General features: G+C 38.3%; 10 protein-coding genes. All 10 read right to left on the bottom strand.

Features of this window, described 5'->3' with window-relative positions:
• Positions 1-15 precede the first annotated feature (15 nt).
• The gene (locus E1750_RS03420; RefSeq protein ID WP_133275421.1) at positions 16-2,481 is read right to left on the bottom strand and encodes an Ig-like domain-containing protein; all 2,466 of its coding nucleotides are present in this window, start codon (positions 2,479-2,481) and stop codon (positions 16-18) included.
• Between the two features lie 31 nt (positions 2,482-2,512).
• On the bottom strand, positions 2,513-4,924 hold the full coding sequence (locus tag E1750_RS03415; protein ID WP_165698002.1) for an Ig-like domain-containing protein: 2,412 nt from the start codon (positions 4,922-4,924) through the stop codon (positions 2,513-2,515).
• 700 nt (positions 4,925-5,624) lie between these two features.
• Complete coding sequence (locus E1750_RS03410) at positions 5,625-7,034, bottom strand: sulfatase family protein (RefSeq protein WP_133275419.1); 1,410 nt, start codon at positions 7,032-7,034, stop codon at positions 5,625-5,627.
• Positions 7,035-7,069: 35 nt separating this feature from the next.
• A complete protein-coding gene (locus E1750_RS03405; RefSeq protein WP_165698001.1) occupies positions 7,070-9,457 on the bottom strand; it encodes a glycoside hydrolase family 95 protein in 2,388 nt (795 codons plus the stop codon).
• 145 nt (positions 9,458-9,602) lie between these two features.
• Entirely contained in the window at positions 9,603-11,915 is a 2,313-nt protein-coding gene (locus E1750_RS03400; protein ID WP_133275417.1) for a glycoside hydrolase family 31 protein, read from the bottom strand.
• Positions 11,916-11,937: 22 nt separating this feature from the next.
• Positions 11,938-12,945 (bottom strand): hypothetical protein, encoded by a 1,008-nt coding sequence (locus E1750_RS03395; RefSeq protein ID WP_133275416.1) that lies wholly within the window; start codon positions 12,943-12,945, stop codon positions 11,938-11,940.
• A gap of 36 nt (positions 12,946-12,981) precedes the next feature.
• On the bottom strand, positions 12,982-14,379 hold the full coding sequence (locus E1750_RS03390) for an alpha-L-fucosidase (RefSeq protein ID WP_165698000.1): 1,398 nt from the start codon (positions 14,377-14,379) through the stop codon (positions 12,982-12,984).
• A gap of 1 nt (position 14,380) precedes the next feature.
• Positions 14,381-15,967, bottom strand: a complete 1,587-nt coding sequence (locus E1750_RS03385; RefSeq protein WP_133275414.1) for a GH39 family glycosyl hydrolase — start codon at positions 15,965-15,967, stop codon at positions 14,381-14,383.
• Positions 15,968-15,978: 11 nt separating this feature from the next.
• Positions 15,979-17,838: a heparinase II/III domain-containing protein gene (locus E1750_RS03380; protein WP_133275413.1), complete on the bottom strand. Its 1,860-nt coding sequence runs from the start codon at positions 17,836-17,838 to the stop codon at positions 15,979-15,981.
• An 84-nt stretch (positions 17,839-17,922) separates the two neighbouring features.
• Positions 17,923-18,714: a gluconate 5-dehydrogenase gene (locus E1750_RS03375; protein WP_133275412.1), complete on the bottom strand. Its 792-nt coding sequence runs from the start codon at positions 18,712-18,714 to the stop codon at positions 17,923-17,925.
• Between the last annotated feature and the right edge of the window lie 2 nt (positions 18,715-18,716).

The raw sequence follows: 18,716 nt of genomic DNA, 5'->3' as shown, positions 1-18,716 counted from the left end.
TATTTTAAATCTTACTTATTTTACAATTAATTTTTTTACAATTTTGGTTTGATCGGATTGCACAGTAACAAAATAGATGGATTCGCTTAGTTTGCCATCGAGATTGATATCGGTATGGCACGGATCGTTTATTTTTTTTTCATGAATTTTCTGACCGATACTATTGGTTACAATAATACGAACGTTAGTGTCATCGTCGAGTCCGTCTGTTGCAACAGTAAAAATTCCATTGGCTACCGGGTTGGGATATACCCTAACGGTTTTGGTCTCATTCTCGAATGTTTTATCATTTACACCGAGGGTACTAGCGATAGTAAGTTCATCAAAATTCCCTCCACTAGAACCAATGGCAGTCAAGGTTATGGTGTTGTTTCCTGCAGTTAATAATTGACTAGTGGAAATATTTCCCCAAATGGCAAAACTACCTGTTGATGGAAACGCAAAAGAGGCACTGACGTCAACTCCGTTGATGGTTAGTTTTAAGGGTCTATTTGCGGAGGCCGCATAACGGAAATTTAAAGTATAATTGCCCGTGGTTGGTACATAAACGTTCCATTTGATAAAATCGTTTGTGGCGTTAGTATAGTCCAAGAAGCCAGTGCCGTTGTATCCGAGTTGGTTAGTAGCGATCACGGGACCAACAAATTCGGCATCTTCTGCTTGATAATTATTATTATTGGTAAGTACTGTAATGTTGCTATTAGCTATTTTAGTACCATCAACTGTTGTTGCCGTAATGGTGGCAGTACCTGTTGCATTAGCTGTAACTAAACCATTAGTATCAACTGTGGCGATTCCGGTATCATTACTAGTCCAATTTATCGATTTATTGGTTGCATTGGAAGGTTGGACTGTGGCGAATAATTGTCTATCAGTATTCGTATTCATTTTTACATTCGATGGAGAAATTAAGACACCTGTAACTGGAATTGGACAAGTGCCCTCTGGAATCCCACAACCGCAGATGCCAGGTTCCATTTTGTCAGGGTCATTGGGGCATTGGTCAACCTGAATTCCTTTGAACAAGTTCACAACAGTTGTACTAGTTGCAGCCAAATTATAGGTAGCATCAATGATGTGAAAATTGGTTCCGTCAAATTCTTGTTTGATAGTTGCGTTTGTTACATAATACGGTCCCCCTTTTGGCACGACAAAACGTACTCTTGCTCCTGCAATTGGAAAAGTAAATTTATTGACTATCGTTGCAACATTGGTTTCACTAGTACCGTCATTGGCATTGGCATAAGTCAATTTCAATTTAGGTGTGTTGTAGTTTTTTGCAGTTTCCAATCCTTGATGAGCAGACTGTGCATTACCCACTGTTTCATAAGTACCCGCTACATCGTCTACTTTGTATAAGTTGAAAGGAGCACTTTTACTTCCGTCTCTACAGGATAAAGTGGTGTAGCACAAACGGCTGTCATAGGTAAATGGACTATTTGTAATGCTGTGAACATGTCCAGCTAACATCAAACCTAGCGGATTTCCTGCGTTTTTAAAGGCGTTATAAACCGGTGGAATACTTTCTTGTGGTACGTGAAAAAAACCAATTCTAAATTTGCCACTACCGGCACTATTTAACCACGCATTAGCCGCATCTAATTGCCATTGGTAGTTGGCCACATATCCAGCTGCACCGCCACCAGTATCAGGCGTCCAAGAGTTGTTTACACCCATAAATCGAGTACTCCCGTAAGAGAAATTAAAAGCTTGAAGTCCATAAAATTTATTTTGGGTTATGGCAGCATTTTTTTCATAACCCGGGTTTGGATAACCCGGTTCTAATTCGAAATTTTTATTAGGAGTATCGTGGTTTCCGGGTACCGTAAAAACGGGTGCGAAGAAATTATTCATCCCATTTACCCAGCCTGATGTTCCTGTATATCCGTTCATGTATTGTTCGATTCGAGCAAGTGAACTCGCTTCATTTGTGGTGTTTTGATAATGATTGTCCCCCGTTTCGATGATCATTGCAGGGTCGATGATATTGGCAATATCCACAATAGTCGAAACTTCGCGTAGTATGATATTTGGCGTGTCATAAGTACCTTGCCAACGATGTACATCGGAGAAATGCAAAATATAATAATTGCTTTTGTATTCTTTAATGACTTTAACCGCTGCCAGTGATATTTCGTCGCCTGTCGATGTTTTTAAAATTAAATCGTAGCGATCCGCTGGAGTATTGGCTGGAACGCTAATGGTGTATTTGCGATTACAGGTATTTCCTGACCATTGATCATAGACCCAAGTATCTGTTTTAGTATCGGTAATCGTGACATCGGTATTGTTGAAAGGTCCTCGTAGAGAGACTTCATTTAGCGTTTGACCGGCATCGGCATTGAACCAAACTTCGAAAGTTTCGCCTGCTTTGACAATGGCGGTGGTTGAACGCCAAGGGTAAATAATTTTTTGAGACCAGCTCACAGTTGACAACAAGAAGGTCAAAAGGAAAATGATTATTGGTAGTATTTTTTTCATTTGGCTTGGGTATTTCTGGTAGTGATTAGTTCTATTTTACAATTAATTTTTTTACAATTTTGGTTTGATCGGATTGCACAGTAACAAAATAGAGCGCATTCGGTAATTTCTCGGCTAGATTTATCTCGGTCTGACAAGGATCATGGAGTTTTTTCTCGTATATTTTTTGACCGTTGGTGTTGGTAATCGTAATACGAACGTTGGTGTCATTATCAAATCCATCGGTAGAGACATAAAGACTTGATTGTGTTAGTGGATTGGGAAAAACTTTGACTGTTTTATTTTCATTTCCTTGGGGTAAATCGTTGATGCCAAGAGTATTCGAAATGGTAAGCTCATCAAAATTACCTCCACTCGAACCGATTGCTGTCAGTGTAATGGTATTGGTACCTGCTTTTAAGGCTTGACTACTGATGTAATTGCCCCAAACGGCAAAACTACCGGTTACAGGAAAAGTCAAAGAGTTTTTGTTAACACCATTAACGTTTAAGTTTAATGGTCTGCTGCCAGAGGCCAAAGCATATCGGAAGTTCAGATTGTAATTGCCATCGGTAGGCACATAGACCGACCATTTGATATAATCGTTTGATGGATTGGTGTAATCTACAAATCCGGTGCCGTGGTAGTCCGGCTGCGATGTCACAATTAGAGCACCATTAAGTTCGGCATCTTCGGCTTGGTACAGGGTATTATTTGGAATTACCGTGATGCTTGTTGTTGCTGTGATATTTCCATCTTGGGCGGTTGCCGTAATAATTGCAGTTCCTCCGCTTATTGCGGTAACTAAGCCTGCAGGACTAACAGTCGCTACAGCTGGGTCACTGCTGCTCCAAGTAATCTGTTTGTTTGTTGCATTGGCAGGAGTGATGGTAGCGACAATTTGTTTGATAACATTCAAGTGCAATTTTGCGGTGGTTGGATTTACCGTTAGACCGGTTACAGCAACGGTGCAAGTGCCCTCTGGTACTCCGCAGCCACAATTGCCGGGAGCCGTTTTGTTTGGATCATCGGGACATAAGTCGATGGGACTGCCCGAAGTAATATAGATTTCTTTTTTGCTAGCAGCATTTACATCGGTCAAGACATCGACAATATGAAATTGCGTTCCGTCATATTCCTGTTCCACAATACCATTGGTTACATTATAATTAAAACCTTTGGGAACAACAAAACGCACTTTGGCTGCCGTTAGCGGGAAGTTAAATTTATTGTCAATTGTAGCAGTGTTAATAGTTGTGCTTCCATCATTGGCCGCGGAATAAGCAAGTGTCAGATTCGATACCCAAGTAGCAGGTAGGTCTTGGTCACCGCTAAACAAGACATCTGCAAATCCATTGACACCCGTTGGGGCTGAGTAACTTCCGGTTGCGTTATTAACTTTAAAAAGGTTGAACGCAAAATGGTTGATTCCCGATGCAGCGATATAGGCAACAGCAGGACTTCCGGGAGTAAAGGAATACGGATTGGACGTATAGATATGATGTTTATCCCCCGCTAGAACTAGGCTGAGCTTTGTATCGGTGTCGATAAAACTGTGCATTTTGTTGTAACAATGTCCTGCTGTCAGAAAGAAATTCCCGCCCGAACCCGCATTGTGCAACCAAGAAATGGCATCATCTATTTGATATTGATGTTGCCCCGGATTGGTTTCCGATACCGACCAAGCATTGTTAAGATTCATAAATCGTCCATTTCCATATTTGAAACTGTGATTCTGTAACCCCCAATAATCATTGACGAAGTCAGCATTTTGTTGTGGTGTTCCTTGGGCAAAATCATTGGCAGTAAATCCTTCGTGATCACCGGGTGTTATAAATGTGGCTGCTGTACATTTCGACATTCCTTTGGTATTGATGGAAGGACTGCCAATAAAATAATACTCTTCTCTTTCGGGATGATTTCGTACGTTATACATATTGTCCCCCGTTTCGATAAGCACTTGAACATCCATAATATTGGCGATGTCTACCATAGCCGATTTTCTTTGCAAAATAACATCGGTATCATAACCAGCCTGATATAAATGGCCATCCGACATATGCATCACGTAATACTCGGGTTTGTATTCTTTTACAATTTTGACACCACCATAGGACGTAATAGGTCCAGATGAGGTGTTCAGAACAAGGTCATATCGATCGGCAACTGCGTTGGCAGGCACGCTAACCGTAATTTTCATATTGTAGGTGTTGCCAGACATCGGGTCGTATACCCAATTGCCATTGACACTGCTAATCGAAGTACTTACATTTTGAAACGCTGCTTTGAGTTCAACGGAGTTTACGGTTTGCCCATTGGCAGCATTAAACCAAACTTCAAAGCTTTCGCCTCCTTTGAGTATTGCAGTCGTGGCACGCCAAGGATAAACAATATTTTGACTCCAACTTGTCACCGAAAAACAAAGTGATAGGAGTACAAGGGCAAGAAATGTATTTTTTTTCATCATTACTTATTTTCTGTAGGTTTTTAGAATAGGGTTTTCAATTGGTTGATTGTTTTATGAAATACTTGATTTTTTTAGATTCCAAGGCAATAAAAAAACTCGCGATATTGGGTTATTTCTATTCTTGGAATGCAATTGATAAAAATCGATTTCGACACTAAATTTTAAATCTTTAATCAAAAGTATTAGCCCAAGATTAATAATTGATTAATTTACAATTAATGATTGCTGTAATTTTTTATTAATTTAATTATAATAGCAATTATTGCCAGATTGGCATAAATTTGGGAATGAAGACCTCTTATTTATTTCTTAAACTTTGGATGCGGGTCTATACCAAAAATGATTTTTACTTTTGCGAGACCGTGTAAGGATTTTTATAAATACTATTCTAATCCGAAGGCACACAATCATTTTTATTTTTCATTAATCTAAAGCGCCACATTTTCGATTATTTAGGGAAAACTAAAAACTTGAATTTATTTTCAAATTTTAAATATGATCGAAATACGCCTTGAGAAGAAAGCGGTCTGTTTTTGCCTTTTTTGAATAAAAATTGAATCGTGAAAAATGATAAAGAAAATTTTTTTTAAAGAATTCTGGTTTGCTTATGAAATAAAAAACCCACCAAATTCAAAAAATTAGTGGGTTTAGTTCTTCTTGATCGTTTAAGTGTGGATGCTATAGGACTTTTGCAATTTTATTTTTTAACATTAATCCTGCTTAAATGCTCGTCAAGTGCTTTGGCTAATTTTTGAGCTATTTCGGGATATTCATTTAATAAATTTTTTGTTTCACCAATATCGTCTTTTAGGTTGTATAAAGCGGGAGATTTGTCTGTTTGTGTATCTTTGTTTACTGAAAATATTTGTTTTTTATGGTATTTCCAATCGCCAGAGCGAACCGATTGCCCCGTGTAAATCATAAAGTAGAACTCGTGTGGGTTTTTTGCACTTGGATCACCTTTCCATAAATCCAAAACCGATGTTCCATCTATTTCCATTTCAGGCAGTTTTGCACCCGTAATACTCGCTAATGTTGGAAGTATATCAATTGTAGAAATTAATTTTTTACAAACTCCATCCGCTTTAATTTCATTAGGCCATTTTATAATAAAAGGCACTCGCAATCCTCCTTCAAAACTGGTGAATTTACCTTCGAACAGCGGGAGTGCTGAACCTCCATCAGCTCCTTTTGCCAACCAAGGTCCATTGTCGGATGAAAAAATAACGATGGTGTTTTTATCGATTTTTAATTCTTTCAATACATCGAGAATTCTTCCGGTGTTATAGTCTATTTCTTCGACTACATCGCCATAAAGTCCGCGCTTACTTTTTCCCTTAAATTGAGGCGAAACATAAAGCGGAATATGAGGCATCGAATTCGCTAAGTAAAGGAAAAAAGGTTTTTTGTCTTTGACACTTTGTTTAATGAAGGAAATGCCTTCATCCGCATATCGTTTGGTTATGGTAGTTTGATCTACTGGAAATTCGATAGTTTCTAAATTGCGCATCAACGGCACTTTGTGTTTGGCAGACTCGGGTTGTTTGTCACCCGGTTTCATATTGGCAAATGCCTCATTGATTTTATTTAAATCATAGCCTTCGTTGAACTGACAATTAGCTGCGTAAGGAATATTTTTTGAAGGATACATATCGTTGCTATACGGAATCCCAAAAAAGGAATCAAAGCCCTGATTAGTGGGCAAATGTTGCGGCTGATCGCCTAAATGCCATTTGCCAACAGCGGCTGTCGCATAACCCACACTTTTTAAAATTTCCGCTAGGGTTGTGTTTTTTGGACTCAATCCTTGATTGGCACCTGCTGAAATGACACCTGGTACCCCAACTCGTTGCGGATAGCAACCTGTTAGCAAAGCCGCTCTCGAAGCGGAACAAACAGGCGAAGCCGAATAACAGTCTGTAAATCGAACGCCTTCTTTCGCCATCTGGTCAATACGGGGTGTTTTGATGTTTGGCGAACCGTAACACCCTAAATCTTGATAGCCTAAATCGTCATTGTAAATGATAATGACATTCGGTTTTTTGGAGTTTTGTGCCATAAGGCCAAAAACATTAACTAGCACAAGGGCTACAATTAGTTTTTTCATTGTTTATAGTATTTTAATTTTTTCTATTCTAAAGTTTATAATTCAAATATATACTCTTGACCTTGAATCGTTTCAAAACTTATAAGGTTATTTTTTTCTTTCTTGAAATGCAAGACTTTTCCAGTGGTAGATTTTAGTTTCGATTTTTCGATTTTGGGATAGAAAATCCGGCATACTTCACCCGCATTCGATTTAATTTTCAATTGTGATAATTTCTTTTCTGACCATTGTGCTGCAATTTGAAAATTTCCTCGAGCCATTAGTCCTTCGTAGGATCCCGTTTTCCACGAGTCCGGCAGAGCGGCTAAGGGTTCAATATATCCCGCGTGGCTTTGTAACAGCATTTCTGCAACTCCTGCAGTACCTCCTAAATTGCCATCAATTTGAAAAGGTGGGTGGGTGTCCCAAAGGTTATTTTTGGTGTTGAATTTCAGCAGATTCTGATAAAGAGTGTATGCGTGATTTCCATCTTTGGCTCTAGCCCACATGTTCATTTTATATGCTACCGACCATCCTGTGGCTCTGTCTCCTCTTTTCGTGAGGGTTACTTTTGCCGCTTCTAGCCATTTTGGTGTTGTCTCGTTGATTATCGTACCAGGAAATAAACCAATCAACTGTGAAATATGACGGTGGGCAGGATCACCGAACTCACTGTATTCGTTTTCAGTTCTAAATTCTTTTACTTGTCCCGATGTACCGATTTGTACAGGATCCAGTAGTGGAAGTTGTTTCTCAAGCAATTGGACCATTTTCGCATCAATCCCGAGTATTTTTGCGGCTGCAATGGTGTTTAAATGACCTTGATAAATTAATTGTTGATCGTAAGCGGTTCCGGGAATATCTATGTATTTTTTGGTATTTGGACCTGAAAAATACTGACTTTCAGGAGACCAAGACGGACTGCACAATAGCAAATTTTTAAATTCAGGAATTTCGCGAACGATGCGGGATGTAAAATCACTCGACCCTTTAATAGTGGGATAAATTCTTTTTAAGACCGCTATGTCTTTTGTAAATTCATAATAATCCCAAATAGATTGACACACAAAGGGGCCAGTACCAAAACCAGATGTAGGACCAGGATTACTATTTTTATAAGGGCTATTTCCGGTGCCAATAGTCCATCCACAAGCGCCTTTCTCCTCCGAAAAATTTTTGGAATTGTATTTCTTCACAAGTTCGGAACCTCTGCTGTGACCCGAGGGCACTGAAGCTTCTATATAATCCAAGTAGGGCGTAAACGTTTCGGCTAAGTTTGTTTGAAATGCAGGCCAATAATTCATTTGATAATTGATGTTCAACCAATATCCGCCGGTCCAAGGGGCAGCGTGAAGCGCATTCCAAGTGCCTTGTAAATTTGCTGGAAGTGTTCCTTTTCGGGAAGATGAAATTAATAAATACCGACCATACTGAAAATAGAGTTCTTCCAGATAGCGGCTTTCATTTCCGTTTTTATAATCTGCTAATAGTTTATCGGTTGTGGTTTCTGCATTTTTTTCGCCTAATTCTATGGAAACTCTTGAAAAAAGTGCGCTGTAATCTTCAAGGTGATTTTTAAATAATTGTTCGTAATTCAGCGCAAAGGCAGAATCAACAATTTTTGAAATTTGAAGGTTAGGATTGGGTTGGTCTTTTAGTTTGTTTACTATCGTGAAAGTATCTTTATTATCTCCTTCCAAAACCGCAGGCGACAACACATAATTGGTGGCTAACGCCATTACAATTACTGCTGTATCGGCATTTTGAACGGTTATGATTCCGTTGGTACCATTTGTATCATTCTGTGACGAAATGGTTCCACCATAATTTTTAACTCGGTATTGGGCTTCAAAAAGAAGTTTATAGGGTTCTAAAACTCCTGACATTGTAATTCTGTCGTTTGCGGCCTTTACGGTACCTTGTCGCATTGATCCCAGAAAAATATGTTTAGGTCGGAGTGTAAAGTTTACTTTTCCTGGAGTCGAAGCGGAAATTTTTACAACCATCACCTTGTCGGGATAGCTGGTAAAGAGTTCGCGTTTGTAGTCTACGCCTTGATAAGTATAGCTTACCGTGGCTCTAGCATTTCGGATATCTAGTTTTCGCTCGTAGTGGGTTACCTCCTTTGCAGCATGTGGAAATTCAATATACGTTTCACCAAAATTGGTTAAAGCGATTGTTTTGTATGAAGAATTCGTTTGGGTGGTGTCCCGCATATACATACTCTTTTCACTGAGTTGCAGTCTTTCGGTTGCAACGCCTCCAAAGACATTCACCCCAAAATATCCATTTCCTAAAGGCAAGGACAAGTCCTCCCAACCTTCATTTGAATTGGAAGCGGGTGTTGTGTATCGGAGTTCATACTTTTTGAGAGGCATTTGTGCAAAACAACCAAGTGTAAAAAGTAAAATAACCAGTATTTTTAAAACTACTATTGATTTCATATTTTTTAGGTACATAAAAAAGTACCAGTTCATTTTAAAATTTCAATTTTTAATTTATAACCATTGTTACATAATTTATAAGCAAGTGGTTTGGGTTTGGATACTAGTTATTTTACTTTAACACTATTTAAAACTAAGATAAATACTATAATTTCACTTTTACTTCTTTCCCAGTGTATGAAACTACTTTTTCAGCTCCCGTATTGGTTTTCACAGTAAACTGACGTTTAGTCAACATTCCTTTGTATTTTCCTTTGCGTTCTCCGACAGTTAAAGTTTGCTCTTTTTCGTTCCAAGTCATCGGAATTTCAGAATACGCTCCTTTTTGGTAATTGTTGTTTTCAAATTCATCTTCGTATAAAGTAAAACTACCATCAGCACCTGGATATACTTTTAGTACCAAATTGTCCCATTTTTTCTCGGTTGCGTATTGTACTTTAGGTCCAAATGGAATAATACTTCCCGCTTTGATGTACAATGGAATCGTCACTTTGTCAACTGCACGATTGATGCTTGTTCCACCAACTACTTTTTCGTTGGTCCAATAGTCAAACCAATCGGCTCCTTTCGGAAGGTATACTTCCCAATTTTGCACATTATATTTGGTCACAGGAGCTACCATAATGGATTTACCAAACAAAAATTGAGTGCCTAAATCGTGTGTTTTTTTATCCTCAGGAAAATCCATAAACAAAGCACGCATAAAAGTGCCATCGTGTGCACTCACATCCCAAGAAGTACTATAAATATAAGGTAATAAACTGTAGCGTAAGTTGATGCATTGTTCCTGACCATCGTAACACCATTCGCCCTTTTGACCAAAATTCCATATTTCACGTGGCAATCCTGTTCCGTGGCTGCGCATCATTGTAGAAAACAATCCGAATTGCATCCAACGAAGGTATAATTCCTGATATTCTGGACTTTTTGTTCCGCCAGATTTTTTCCAGTCGAAAGCTTGGAAACCTCCAATATCCGAATTCCAATACGGAAGTCCCATCAAAGAGAAGTTTAAAGACGCTGGTACTTGTTTTTCAAGATTTTCCCAAGTGGATCGCACATCGCCACTCCAAGTAATAGAGCCATATTTTTGTTGTCCTAAAAATCCAGAACGAGTCAAAATAACTACACGATCCTGCGGATTTGTCGCCAATTGATTGGTGGCAATTCCTTTGTTATGCAAGAGTGAATACGCATTTTTAACCGTTTTATAGGGCCCCGCAAAAGTAGGGACTTCAAAATCTTCGGGTTTTACATTCATATGATCGGGTTCGGTAGAATCCAACCACCAAGCATCATTTTTCATATAAGAATAAATTCCTTTATTGAGTGATTGCCAATACATTTCAATTCCTTTTGGATTGTACACATCATAAGGTCTCGCACCACTGGTTTTAGGATAGGAATCAAAATTCAAAATCAAATTTTGTTCTTTGAAGGGCTTCCATTGTGGACTCAAAGGACCAATAGCTGGCCAAGCCACAATCATCAATTTGGTGTTCAATTTATGTACTTCATCAATCCATTTCAAAGGATCTGGAAAACGTTTGGCATCAAAACTATGCGAGTTCCAAACGCTATCGTTTACGTGTTCCGGCCAATATCTCCAATCTTGAATAATACCATCGATGGGGATTTTCAAACTGCGCAATTTTTTAACCACTTCCACACTTTCGTCCTGAGTTTTGTATCTTTCTTTACTTTGAAAAAAACCATAAGCCCATAATGGTAACATAGGCGTTTTTCCGGTCAACCAACGGATTTGCGAAACTACACCATCAGCATTTCCGCCGTACATAAAATAATAATCTACCGCTTTACCCAAACATTCAAAAGACAAGCCTTGTTTGTTGTCTTCAAAATCGGAAATAGAATAATTATCCATATACACTCCATAGCCTTTGATGGACATAAAATAGGGCGAAGTCGTGTGCATATTTTCGTTTTGCAGATGGTGTTGCGAGTCACGACGGTTGAGTTTATTGTCTAAAATTTGTCCTAAACCATAAATAGCTTCGTCCTTTTCTAACAAAAATTCGCTTCGCATTTTGTAAAAGGGTTTACCGCCCGCCAAAATATTCGAGAAATTAGTTCCATAATCTTTGTCGAGCAATAGATTGCTTCCGTTTGATTTCAGAAATTCAATGCTTCCAGTTTTCGGATTGACTTTTAGGGTCAATTGAGCAGAACTAAGATATATAAAACCTTCTTTTTTCTCGACAGCTACTTTTGTCGTTTGTTTTGGTTGGTGGATGACATAAGTCGGATTGTTGAAATTTTCGGATTGCAAGGTTTTATGTACGCGAACAATACTTGGGGTGTAAAATTCAATCCGAACATTCATTCCTAAGGTTTGCAATTGAATGCCTTGGTCGATGTTGTCAAATGTTTGCGCCAACAATAGGGCCGGAAACATAATAATGAGGCTTAGAATGCCTCTGATTTTAAATGTATTCATAGGTTAGTAATTATTTTAAAGATTAGTTTGTAAAGGTATAAGTGCTTGTCCAAGTTGTTTCTTGCTTGGGTTGTAAGTCAATTTGAATTCTTGGTTCGCCACAAAAGGACTTTTGCCACATCCAAAGGGCAAAAGATGAGGCATCTCTATCTAATTCCATCGAAACAGCCATTCCTGTTTTGTTGTTTTGTAATTTGAAATCTCCTTTTTTAACTTTCAAATCCAACATTCCAAAACAAGGGGAATAATCAGGGAATTCTTGAATAATGTCAACTTTCGTTTCTGATAGTTGCACTTTTTTAGGTGCCACTAATTGACAATTCAACGGATTGATTGCTCCTTTTAGAAAGTATAAAGAAAAATCAGGACTGAAAGCACCGTAATCGAATTGCATAAAGTTATGCGAATAGGTTTCGGTTGCAATTGGCTTTTCGCCAATATTTTTCAGTCGGTGTTTTACTACTATTTTATTGTCTAACAGTTCGTAAGTACGTTCTAAAATATAGGAATATCCTAATTTGGTGGTTAGTTCTTGCGTTAATGTCAATGTAGAAGCAGTAGATTTATAGGTGTATTTTACTGGTTCTACAATGGTATAAGGAGTTGAAAAATTGTATACTTTTTGATCTACTTTTTGTAGCACACCAACACCAATTTTTACAAATTGGCCTTGCAAATCGGCTTCATTAAATCCCAATGCTGCGGTAAATTCTTCTGCTAATCCCGTTCCTGTATTGGGAGTTAAAGGATTGTGAATTCCTAAATCACCGCGTCCGTTATAGCCATTCCATTGCTGTAAGTAGGTATGTCCATTGTACGTAATTTGTCCCACCATACTTCCCCAATCAAAACGCGAAGCTTGGTAGTAGCTTGTGCTGGTGTTTGGTAAAAAAATCAAGGCTTCCAACTTTTTATTTTTTAAGACAATTGAAGGATATTCTTGGGCGAATATCAAGGAGTTTACCATTAAAAAGTACAAACAAGGAATTAATTTTGTAGATACTATCTTATATTGATATAATTTTTTCATTTTATTCGGAGCGCAAAATGCTATTAAGGTTAAGTCTTATATTATTTTAAATCCAACAATAGGTATTTCTGGTATAGAAAATGAAGGCATATCAATTAGTAATCCTTCAGGAGTTTGTTTCCATTTTACCTTTATTTTGTAACCAATAGGTTCCACTTTTTTTATAGGCTGAAAAGCAGCCGTCGCCAAGGATTTAATCACAACTGTTTTATTTTTGTAACTGGATACAAAAGCTATCAAACTATTCCCTTTAGATAAGAATCGTACATCAGCAGTGATTAACTTTGGTGTTATATCTTTCACCCCGTCTTTCATTTCATTTTCAGTTTCTTTCACGATGCTTACCATTTCTGTAGTGGTTTTATCTAGAATTTCTCTATCTATTTTCCAAGGACGAGTTCCATAAATCCCAACACCGTTTTGTAACATCCATTTACCTATGGTCTCCAATCGTTCGCGAGCTGGTTGGGTTATTTCTCCGAGACCTGTTGGGGCAACATTTAGCAGATAATTTCCTCCTTTTGCCACAGTCTCTAGCAAATGACGTGTAATCAATTCGGGCGATTTGTAAACACTATCATATTTAACATACCCCCAATCTTTGCTTATCGTAACACACGATTCCCAAGGTGTGGTTTGAATAGTATTGCCAATTTTTTGTTCCAGTACTTTATAATCGCCAAGATTATTACCTATTCTACTGTTTATTATACAATTTGGTTGGATTGTATTAATAATGGTTAGAAGTTCTTTGCTTTCAGTCGGACTGATCATTTCAGGGGTATCAAACCATAGAATATCAATAGTTCCGTACTGTGTGAGAAGTTCTTTTATCTGTGGCTTTACTTTTCTTTCAAAGTACCTGTTAAAAACTTTTTGATCTTCATTTGGATAATCTACTAAATTACTACGTGCTCCTTTTGTTGGCCAATTTGTAGGCACATCAGGGTCTTCCCAATCCCGCCCAAGCGAGTAGTAAAAACCAAATTTAATTCCGTGTTTATGGCAAGCATCTGCCAAATCTTTTATAGGATCTTTGGCATAAGGTGTACAAACCTTAATATTGTACTTACTTGATGGAGAATTGAACATAGAAAAACCATCGTGGTGCTTTGCTGTAATAACAATATATTTCTGACCAGCATTTTTAGCCAATAAAACCCAGTTTTCGGCATCGAATTTTATGGGCTTAAAGTCCAATGCAATTTTGGAATACTCTTCCAATGGAATTTTCTCATTCAACATTAATTGACCGCCTCCTTTCGCCTTATGCCCTTTCCAATAGCCAGCGGCCTGCGAATACAACCCCCAATGAATAAACATTCCAAATTTTGCATCACTCCACCATTCCATTTTTGCAGGTATAGCCGATGTTTGAGCTTGTAGTTTCAAACCCATACAAATTGTAACTAATAAAATAAAAATATTTTTCATTTTATAATTTCTCCAGATTGACAAAATAGACGTCGTTTTCTCGCATCGGTAATTGATAATTAAAAATTTTATCTTTCTTAACTTCAACCACTTCATTGATAATTGGTGTACCCGTATTTTCGTTGCTTAACTGTTCTACTTGTTTTTTAGTCAATTGATTAGGAGACCCCATTTTCATATATGAACCATACAAGTCATTGCTTTGATAGCCTACTTTTACGATAGAAAGTTGGTATTTACCTTCTGCTACATTGTTGTATTTCAACTGAACTGTACCTTTTGGTTTAGCAGGAAGATCCCGTTTGTAATAGACCGAATTGAACACTTTGTCTTCGGGCTGCGTGATGGTAAAATCCCAAATCAGGGATTGAATATCGCCTTTATTGTTTTTACAAACCCATGTAGCATTGTCGGAACTTTTGATTTCCGTTGCTCCTAATTTATTCAAAAATTGATAGGCATAATAGGCTGGTTTTTTGATGGATTGGTAATTCAGCAAGCCGAATCCTCCGTGAAATGGAGTAGCTCTAGGACCTTTTTCTTCAAAAATATCGGTAAATGTCCAATACGACATTGAGTTGGCAAAATTCTCCGTGCCTTTAATTTTATCCAAAATAAAAGCAGCCGACTGATAGGTATCATGAATAGGATCACTAGACGAAAACGAGCTGCTCCACTCGGTATAATGCAATTCTAAATTGGGTTTTGTAGATTCTTGAATCAATTTTCTAGAATTGATAACATCTTTGGTAACCGCCATAGGATCGGGATTAAATTGAATTCCTGTTTTTCCGGTTTCATCAAAAGTCCCTTTGATAACAGAATAGGTATGTGTTGCAATAAAATCGATTGGCACATTTTGTTTGTCGCAATAGGCAATAATTTCAGAAACCCAGGCGTTACCCGCACTAGCAGGGCCACCCACTTTGTAGTCCTTGTTGACCGCCTTAATGGCTTTGGCTGTATAGTCATACATCTTGAAGTAGTCGTCTTGAGTACCTTTTAAAAAAGCGGGATGATTTGGTTCGTTCCAAACTTCGAAATACCAAGTTTTTACTTCTTCCGCTCCATAGCGTTCCGTAAAATGTTCCGTCAAGGCTTTGATTAAATTGTACCATTTATCATAATCTTTTGGCGGCGTTATATTCCCTTTCCACCAAAAAACAGTTTCTGGTCCACTAGCCAAATCTTTGGGCATAAACGACAATTCTACAAATGGTTTTACATTAATGCTAACTAAGAAATCATAGAGTTGATCAATATATTGCCAGTTGTAAGTTGGTTTGCCTTTTTTTTCCTCAAAATAAACGCCCATATCGTCGTGCAACAAACCGTGCATTCGAATGTTTTCGAAACCAATGTCCTTTTTTACTTTTTTTAATTGTTCTTGCCAATCGGCACGCAAGCCTTCGTTAGCTCGTCCAGCACCAACGCATTTACGCCAACCTGTTTTTGTAGGGCCAGAAACAGCATTCATATCGGCGGCGACTATACGAGGTGCCACCCATTTAGATTCTTTTTTTTGCGCCCAACTAGCCGTAGATACTATGACTAATGCACAAAGAACAATTTTTTTTAAGCGGTTCATTTGTATTAAATTTAATTTTGACTAGTTAATTTTATAATTAGTTCGGATGTTGTATGGGCGGGAAGATTGGTTTCAAAACCTACTCTAAGACTTCCTGGATTTTCTTCATCAAAACTGTTTTCGGAGGTGGTTGTCTCTATTTTCATTTCAATTGCAGTGGGTGCACTCACCGTTAAGAGCATTTTTTGACCGTCTTTCGTTAGTTCAATTTGATTTGGTCCTACAATTTTAGCATCATTTGGTGTAACCATTTGCCAGGCCACCCTTGCATCTTTTTCTTTGGTTTTGATTTTATCAATAATGCTTAAATCGTTTTTAGCATCTAAACTTACTTTTCGAATAACCTGTCGAACACTATTGGCAAAAACGGGCGACAAATCCAGTTCGGCTCCTTTGCAGTCTTTAGTTTTAAAGGTTTTGGTAATTTTAGCTTCGCCGGCAACCAAATGGCGTTCCCCATTGATGGTTAGGGTCGAATGTCCTTTGGGACCAATTCGAAACACATCCCACCGTTGACCGTCTTGTTTATTGTTCCAAAGCGCCACTCCTTTGCTTTCTAAACTGCTATAGGATTGTAAACCAAGATCTAACGACCAGCGGACACCATTTTTTTCATAGACAAACGAACCCGCATCCATATGCCCGTGAGAAGCATTGGCTCTGCCACCCACTACACCTAAATAGGCGTCGTTTTTATCGTTCCACCCACTTCGGTAAATAAAAAGTGGTTTATCTCCTTTGGTACTGTAAAACTGAATTTGGGGTGTTTTTGCCTCTTTCAGTTCTATGTCTTTCGAAAAAATCAATATATTGGGTAGCAAACGACCATTAGGACCGGTATTGCATTTGGTCATAGTAGCTAAATACTGTTGCTCTTGATAAAGTAATGCAGGATTGTTCAGTTTCGCTGCAAACCAATACATTGCGGGCATAAACGGCGGTTTTACACCGGAATCGCCATAGTTGTAACACCAACCTGAAGGACCTACCATCATCAACATATAATTGGGCGTTTGCAAAAATCCTTTGTCTTTAGATAATTGAAAATCGGTACCCAAAGCGGTTTCAAGTGCAGTCAATAAACTAACCTGAAAACCAGTGCCATAGCCCCAGTACATATACCCCTCGGGATAAGCACCGTCTGGACCATAACTTTTTGTAGCCAATGGAATCGACTTAATGGATTTTTCCAGTATTTGCTTCGCTTTTTCGGGTTCTTCGTCGTAGATAGCGAGTGCACCAAAAACCAAACCCGTATTACATACTTGATTCCAATTGTTGGAGGCTTTGTAAAATTTAGCAATTTTTTTATCATTCGCTGGTGTAAATGCGTACTCCAAAATCGCTTGTCGCACTTTGTCCCTTGTGGCTTCTGAAAGACTGCTAAACAACCAATCATAACCAATAGCCACTGCCATCGTCATTTCGGAAACATCCAAAAAATGGGAAGGATTCCAATCTTGAAACGCACAAACCGCTAGTATTTCTTTTTCGGCTCGAACGGCATATTGGGTTTCCTTCGTCATTCGATAGGCATAGGACAAATAATAGATTCGTTTTAAGGCCTCGTTAGAAACCGTTAACAATCTTTTGCCGGTGAGTGTTCGTTCTAATGGGGCTTTGTTGAGTACTTCGTCTGCATAACTTAGAATGCACTGGTGTAACGATAGCATACTGGAATTAGTCTGAATCCGGTTTTTTATTTTTAGTTCTTCGCCTTGTTTCAGCAACAATCTGGGATGTGCTGAGATTTTTTCCTCAACTGAAAATAGATCACTATTGGTCGTGACAACCGATACGATCCTGGTAGCACCATTCATACAAATAGTAGCGCAACTGAAAAGAAATAGTAAGACGTATTTATGAAACATTAGATTTATTTAACGAGTGATGATAACAATGCCTTCGGCAGCGAAGACCTAATTGGTATGGGATTAAATTACGCAGTTCAAGAATTAATCTTCATTGGAAGGTTTACCAATAGTTGCCAGAATTCCACCATCTACATACAGAATATGTCCGTTGACAAAATCACTCGCTTTGGATGATAGAAAAATGGCAGCACCTTGCAAATCTTCAGGATCTCCCCAACGAGCAGCAGGTGTTCTACTGATGATAAATTCATTAAATGGATGTCCGTCTACTCTAATAGGAGCGGTTTGACTTGTCGCAAAATAACCTGGACCGATACCGTTGGTTTGAATATTGAATTTTGCCCATTCCGTAGCCATATTTTTAGTTAGCATTTTCAAGCCACCTTTGGCAGCAGCATAAGCACTTACAGAATCTCTTCCCAGTTCGCTCATCATCGAACAAATATTGATGATTTTTCCGCCGCCACGTTGCATCATTCCTTTGGCTACATTTTTAGAAACAATAAAAGGACTGATTAAATCAACTGTTATTACTGCTGTAAAATCTTCTATGGTCATATCTACGATAGGCGTTCTTTTGATGATTCCAGCGTTGTTGATTAAAATATCAATAGGTCCCACTTCGGCTTCTATCTTTGCAATGCTGGCTATTACAGCTTGTTCATCGCAAACATTAAAAACGTAGCCGTAAGCTTCAAGCCCAACTGATTTGTATTCGGCCACTGCTTTATCCAATGCTTCTTGCGAAAGATCGTTGACTACAATTCTGGCTCCAGCCTGACCTAATCCTTTTGCCATCGCCATTCCTAATCCGTGTACTCCTCCAGTGATTAGTGCCGTTTTTCCGGTTAAATCAAATAGATTTATTGACATAA

This window comes from Flavobacterium nackdongense (genome assembly GCF_004355225.1).
Classification (GTDB): Bacteria; Bacteroidota; Bacteroidia; order Flavobacteriales; family Flavobacteriaceae; genus Flavobacterium; species Flavobacterium nackdongense.
Note: the sequence above shows the minus strand (reverse complement) of the source record. Positions and strands in the feature narration are given on the sequence as shown.

Excerpts from the sequence above, each read along its gene's own strand:
- E1750_RS03410 (WP_133275419.1), bottom strand. The coding sequence starts at position 7,034 with ATGAAAAAACTAATTGTAGCCCTTGTGCTAGTTAATGTTTTTGGCCTT.
- E1750_RS03415 (WP_165698002.1), bottom strand. The coding sequence starts at position 4,924 with ATGAAAAAAAATACATTTCTTGCCCTTGTACTCCTATCACTTTGTTTT.
- E1750_RS03390 (WP_165698000.1), bottom strand. The coding sequence starts at position 14,379 with ATGAAAAATATTTTTATTTTATTAGTTACAATTTGTATGGGTTTGAAA.
- E1750_RS03380 (WP_133275413.1), bottom strand. The coding sequence starts at position 17,838 with ATGTTTCATAAATACGTCTTACTATTTCTTTTCAGTTGCGCTACTATT.
- E1750_RS03375 (WP_133275412.1), bottom strand. The coding sequence starts at position 18,714 with ATGTCAATAAATCTATTTGATTTAACCGGAAAAACGGCACTAATCACT.
- E1750_RS03395 (WP_133275416.1), bottom strand. The coding sequence starts at position 12,945 with ATGAAAAAATTATATCAATATAAGATAGTATCTACAAAATTAATTCCT.
- E1750_RS03420 (WP_133275421.1), bottom strand. The coding sequence starts at position 2,481 with ATGAAAAAAATACTACCAATAATCATTTTCCTTTTGACCTTCTTGTTG.
- E1750_RS03385 (WP_133275414.1), bottom strand. The coding sequence starts at position 15,967 with ATGAACCGCTTAAAAAAAATTGTTCTTTGTGCATTAGTCATAGTATCT.
- E1750_RS03400 (WP_133275417.1), bottom strand. The coding sequence starts at position 11,915 with ATGAATACATTTAAAATCAGAGGCATTCTAAGCCTCATTATTATGTTT.
- E1750_RS03405 (WP_165698001.1), bottom strand. The coding sequence starts at position 9,457 with ATGAAATCAATAGTAGTTTTAAAAATACTGGTTATTTTACTTTTTACA.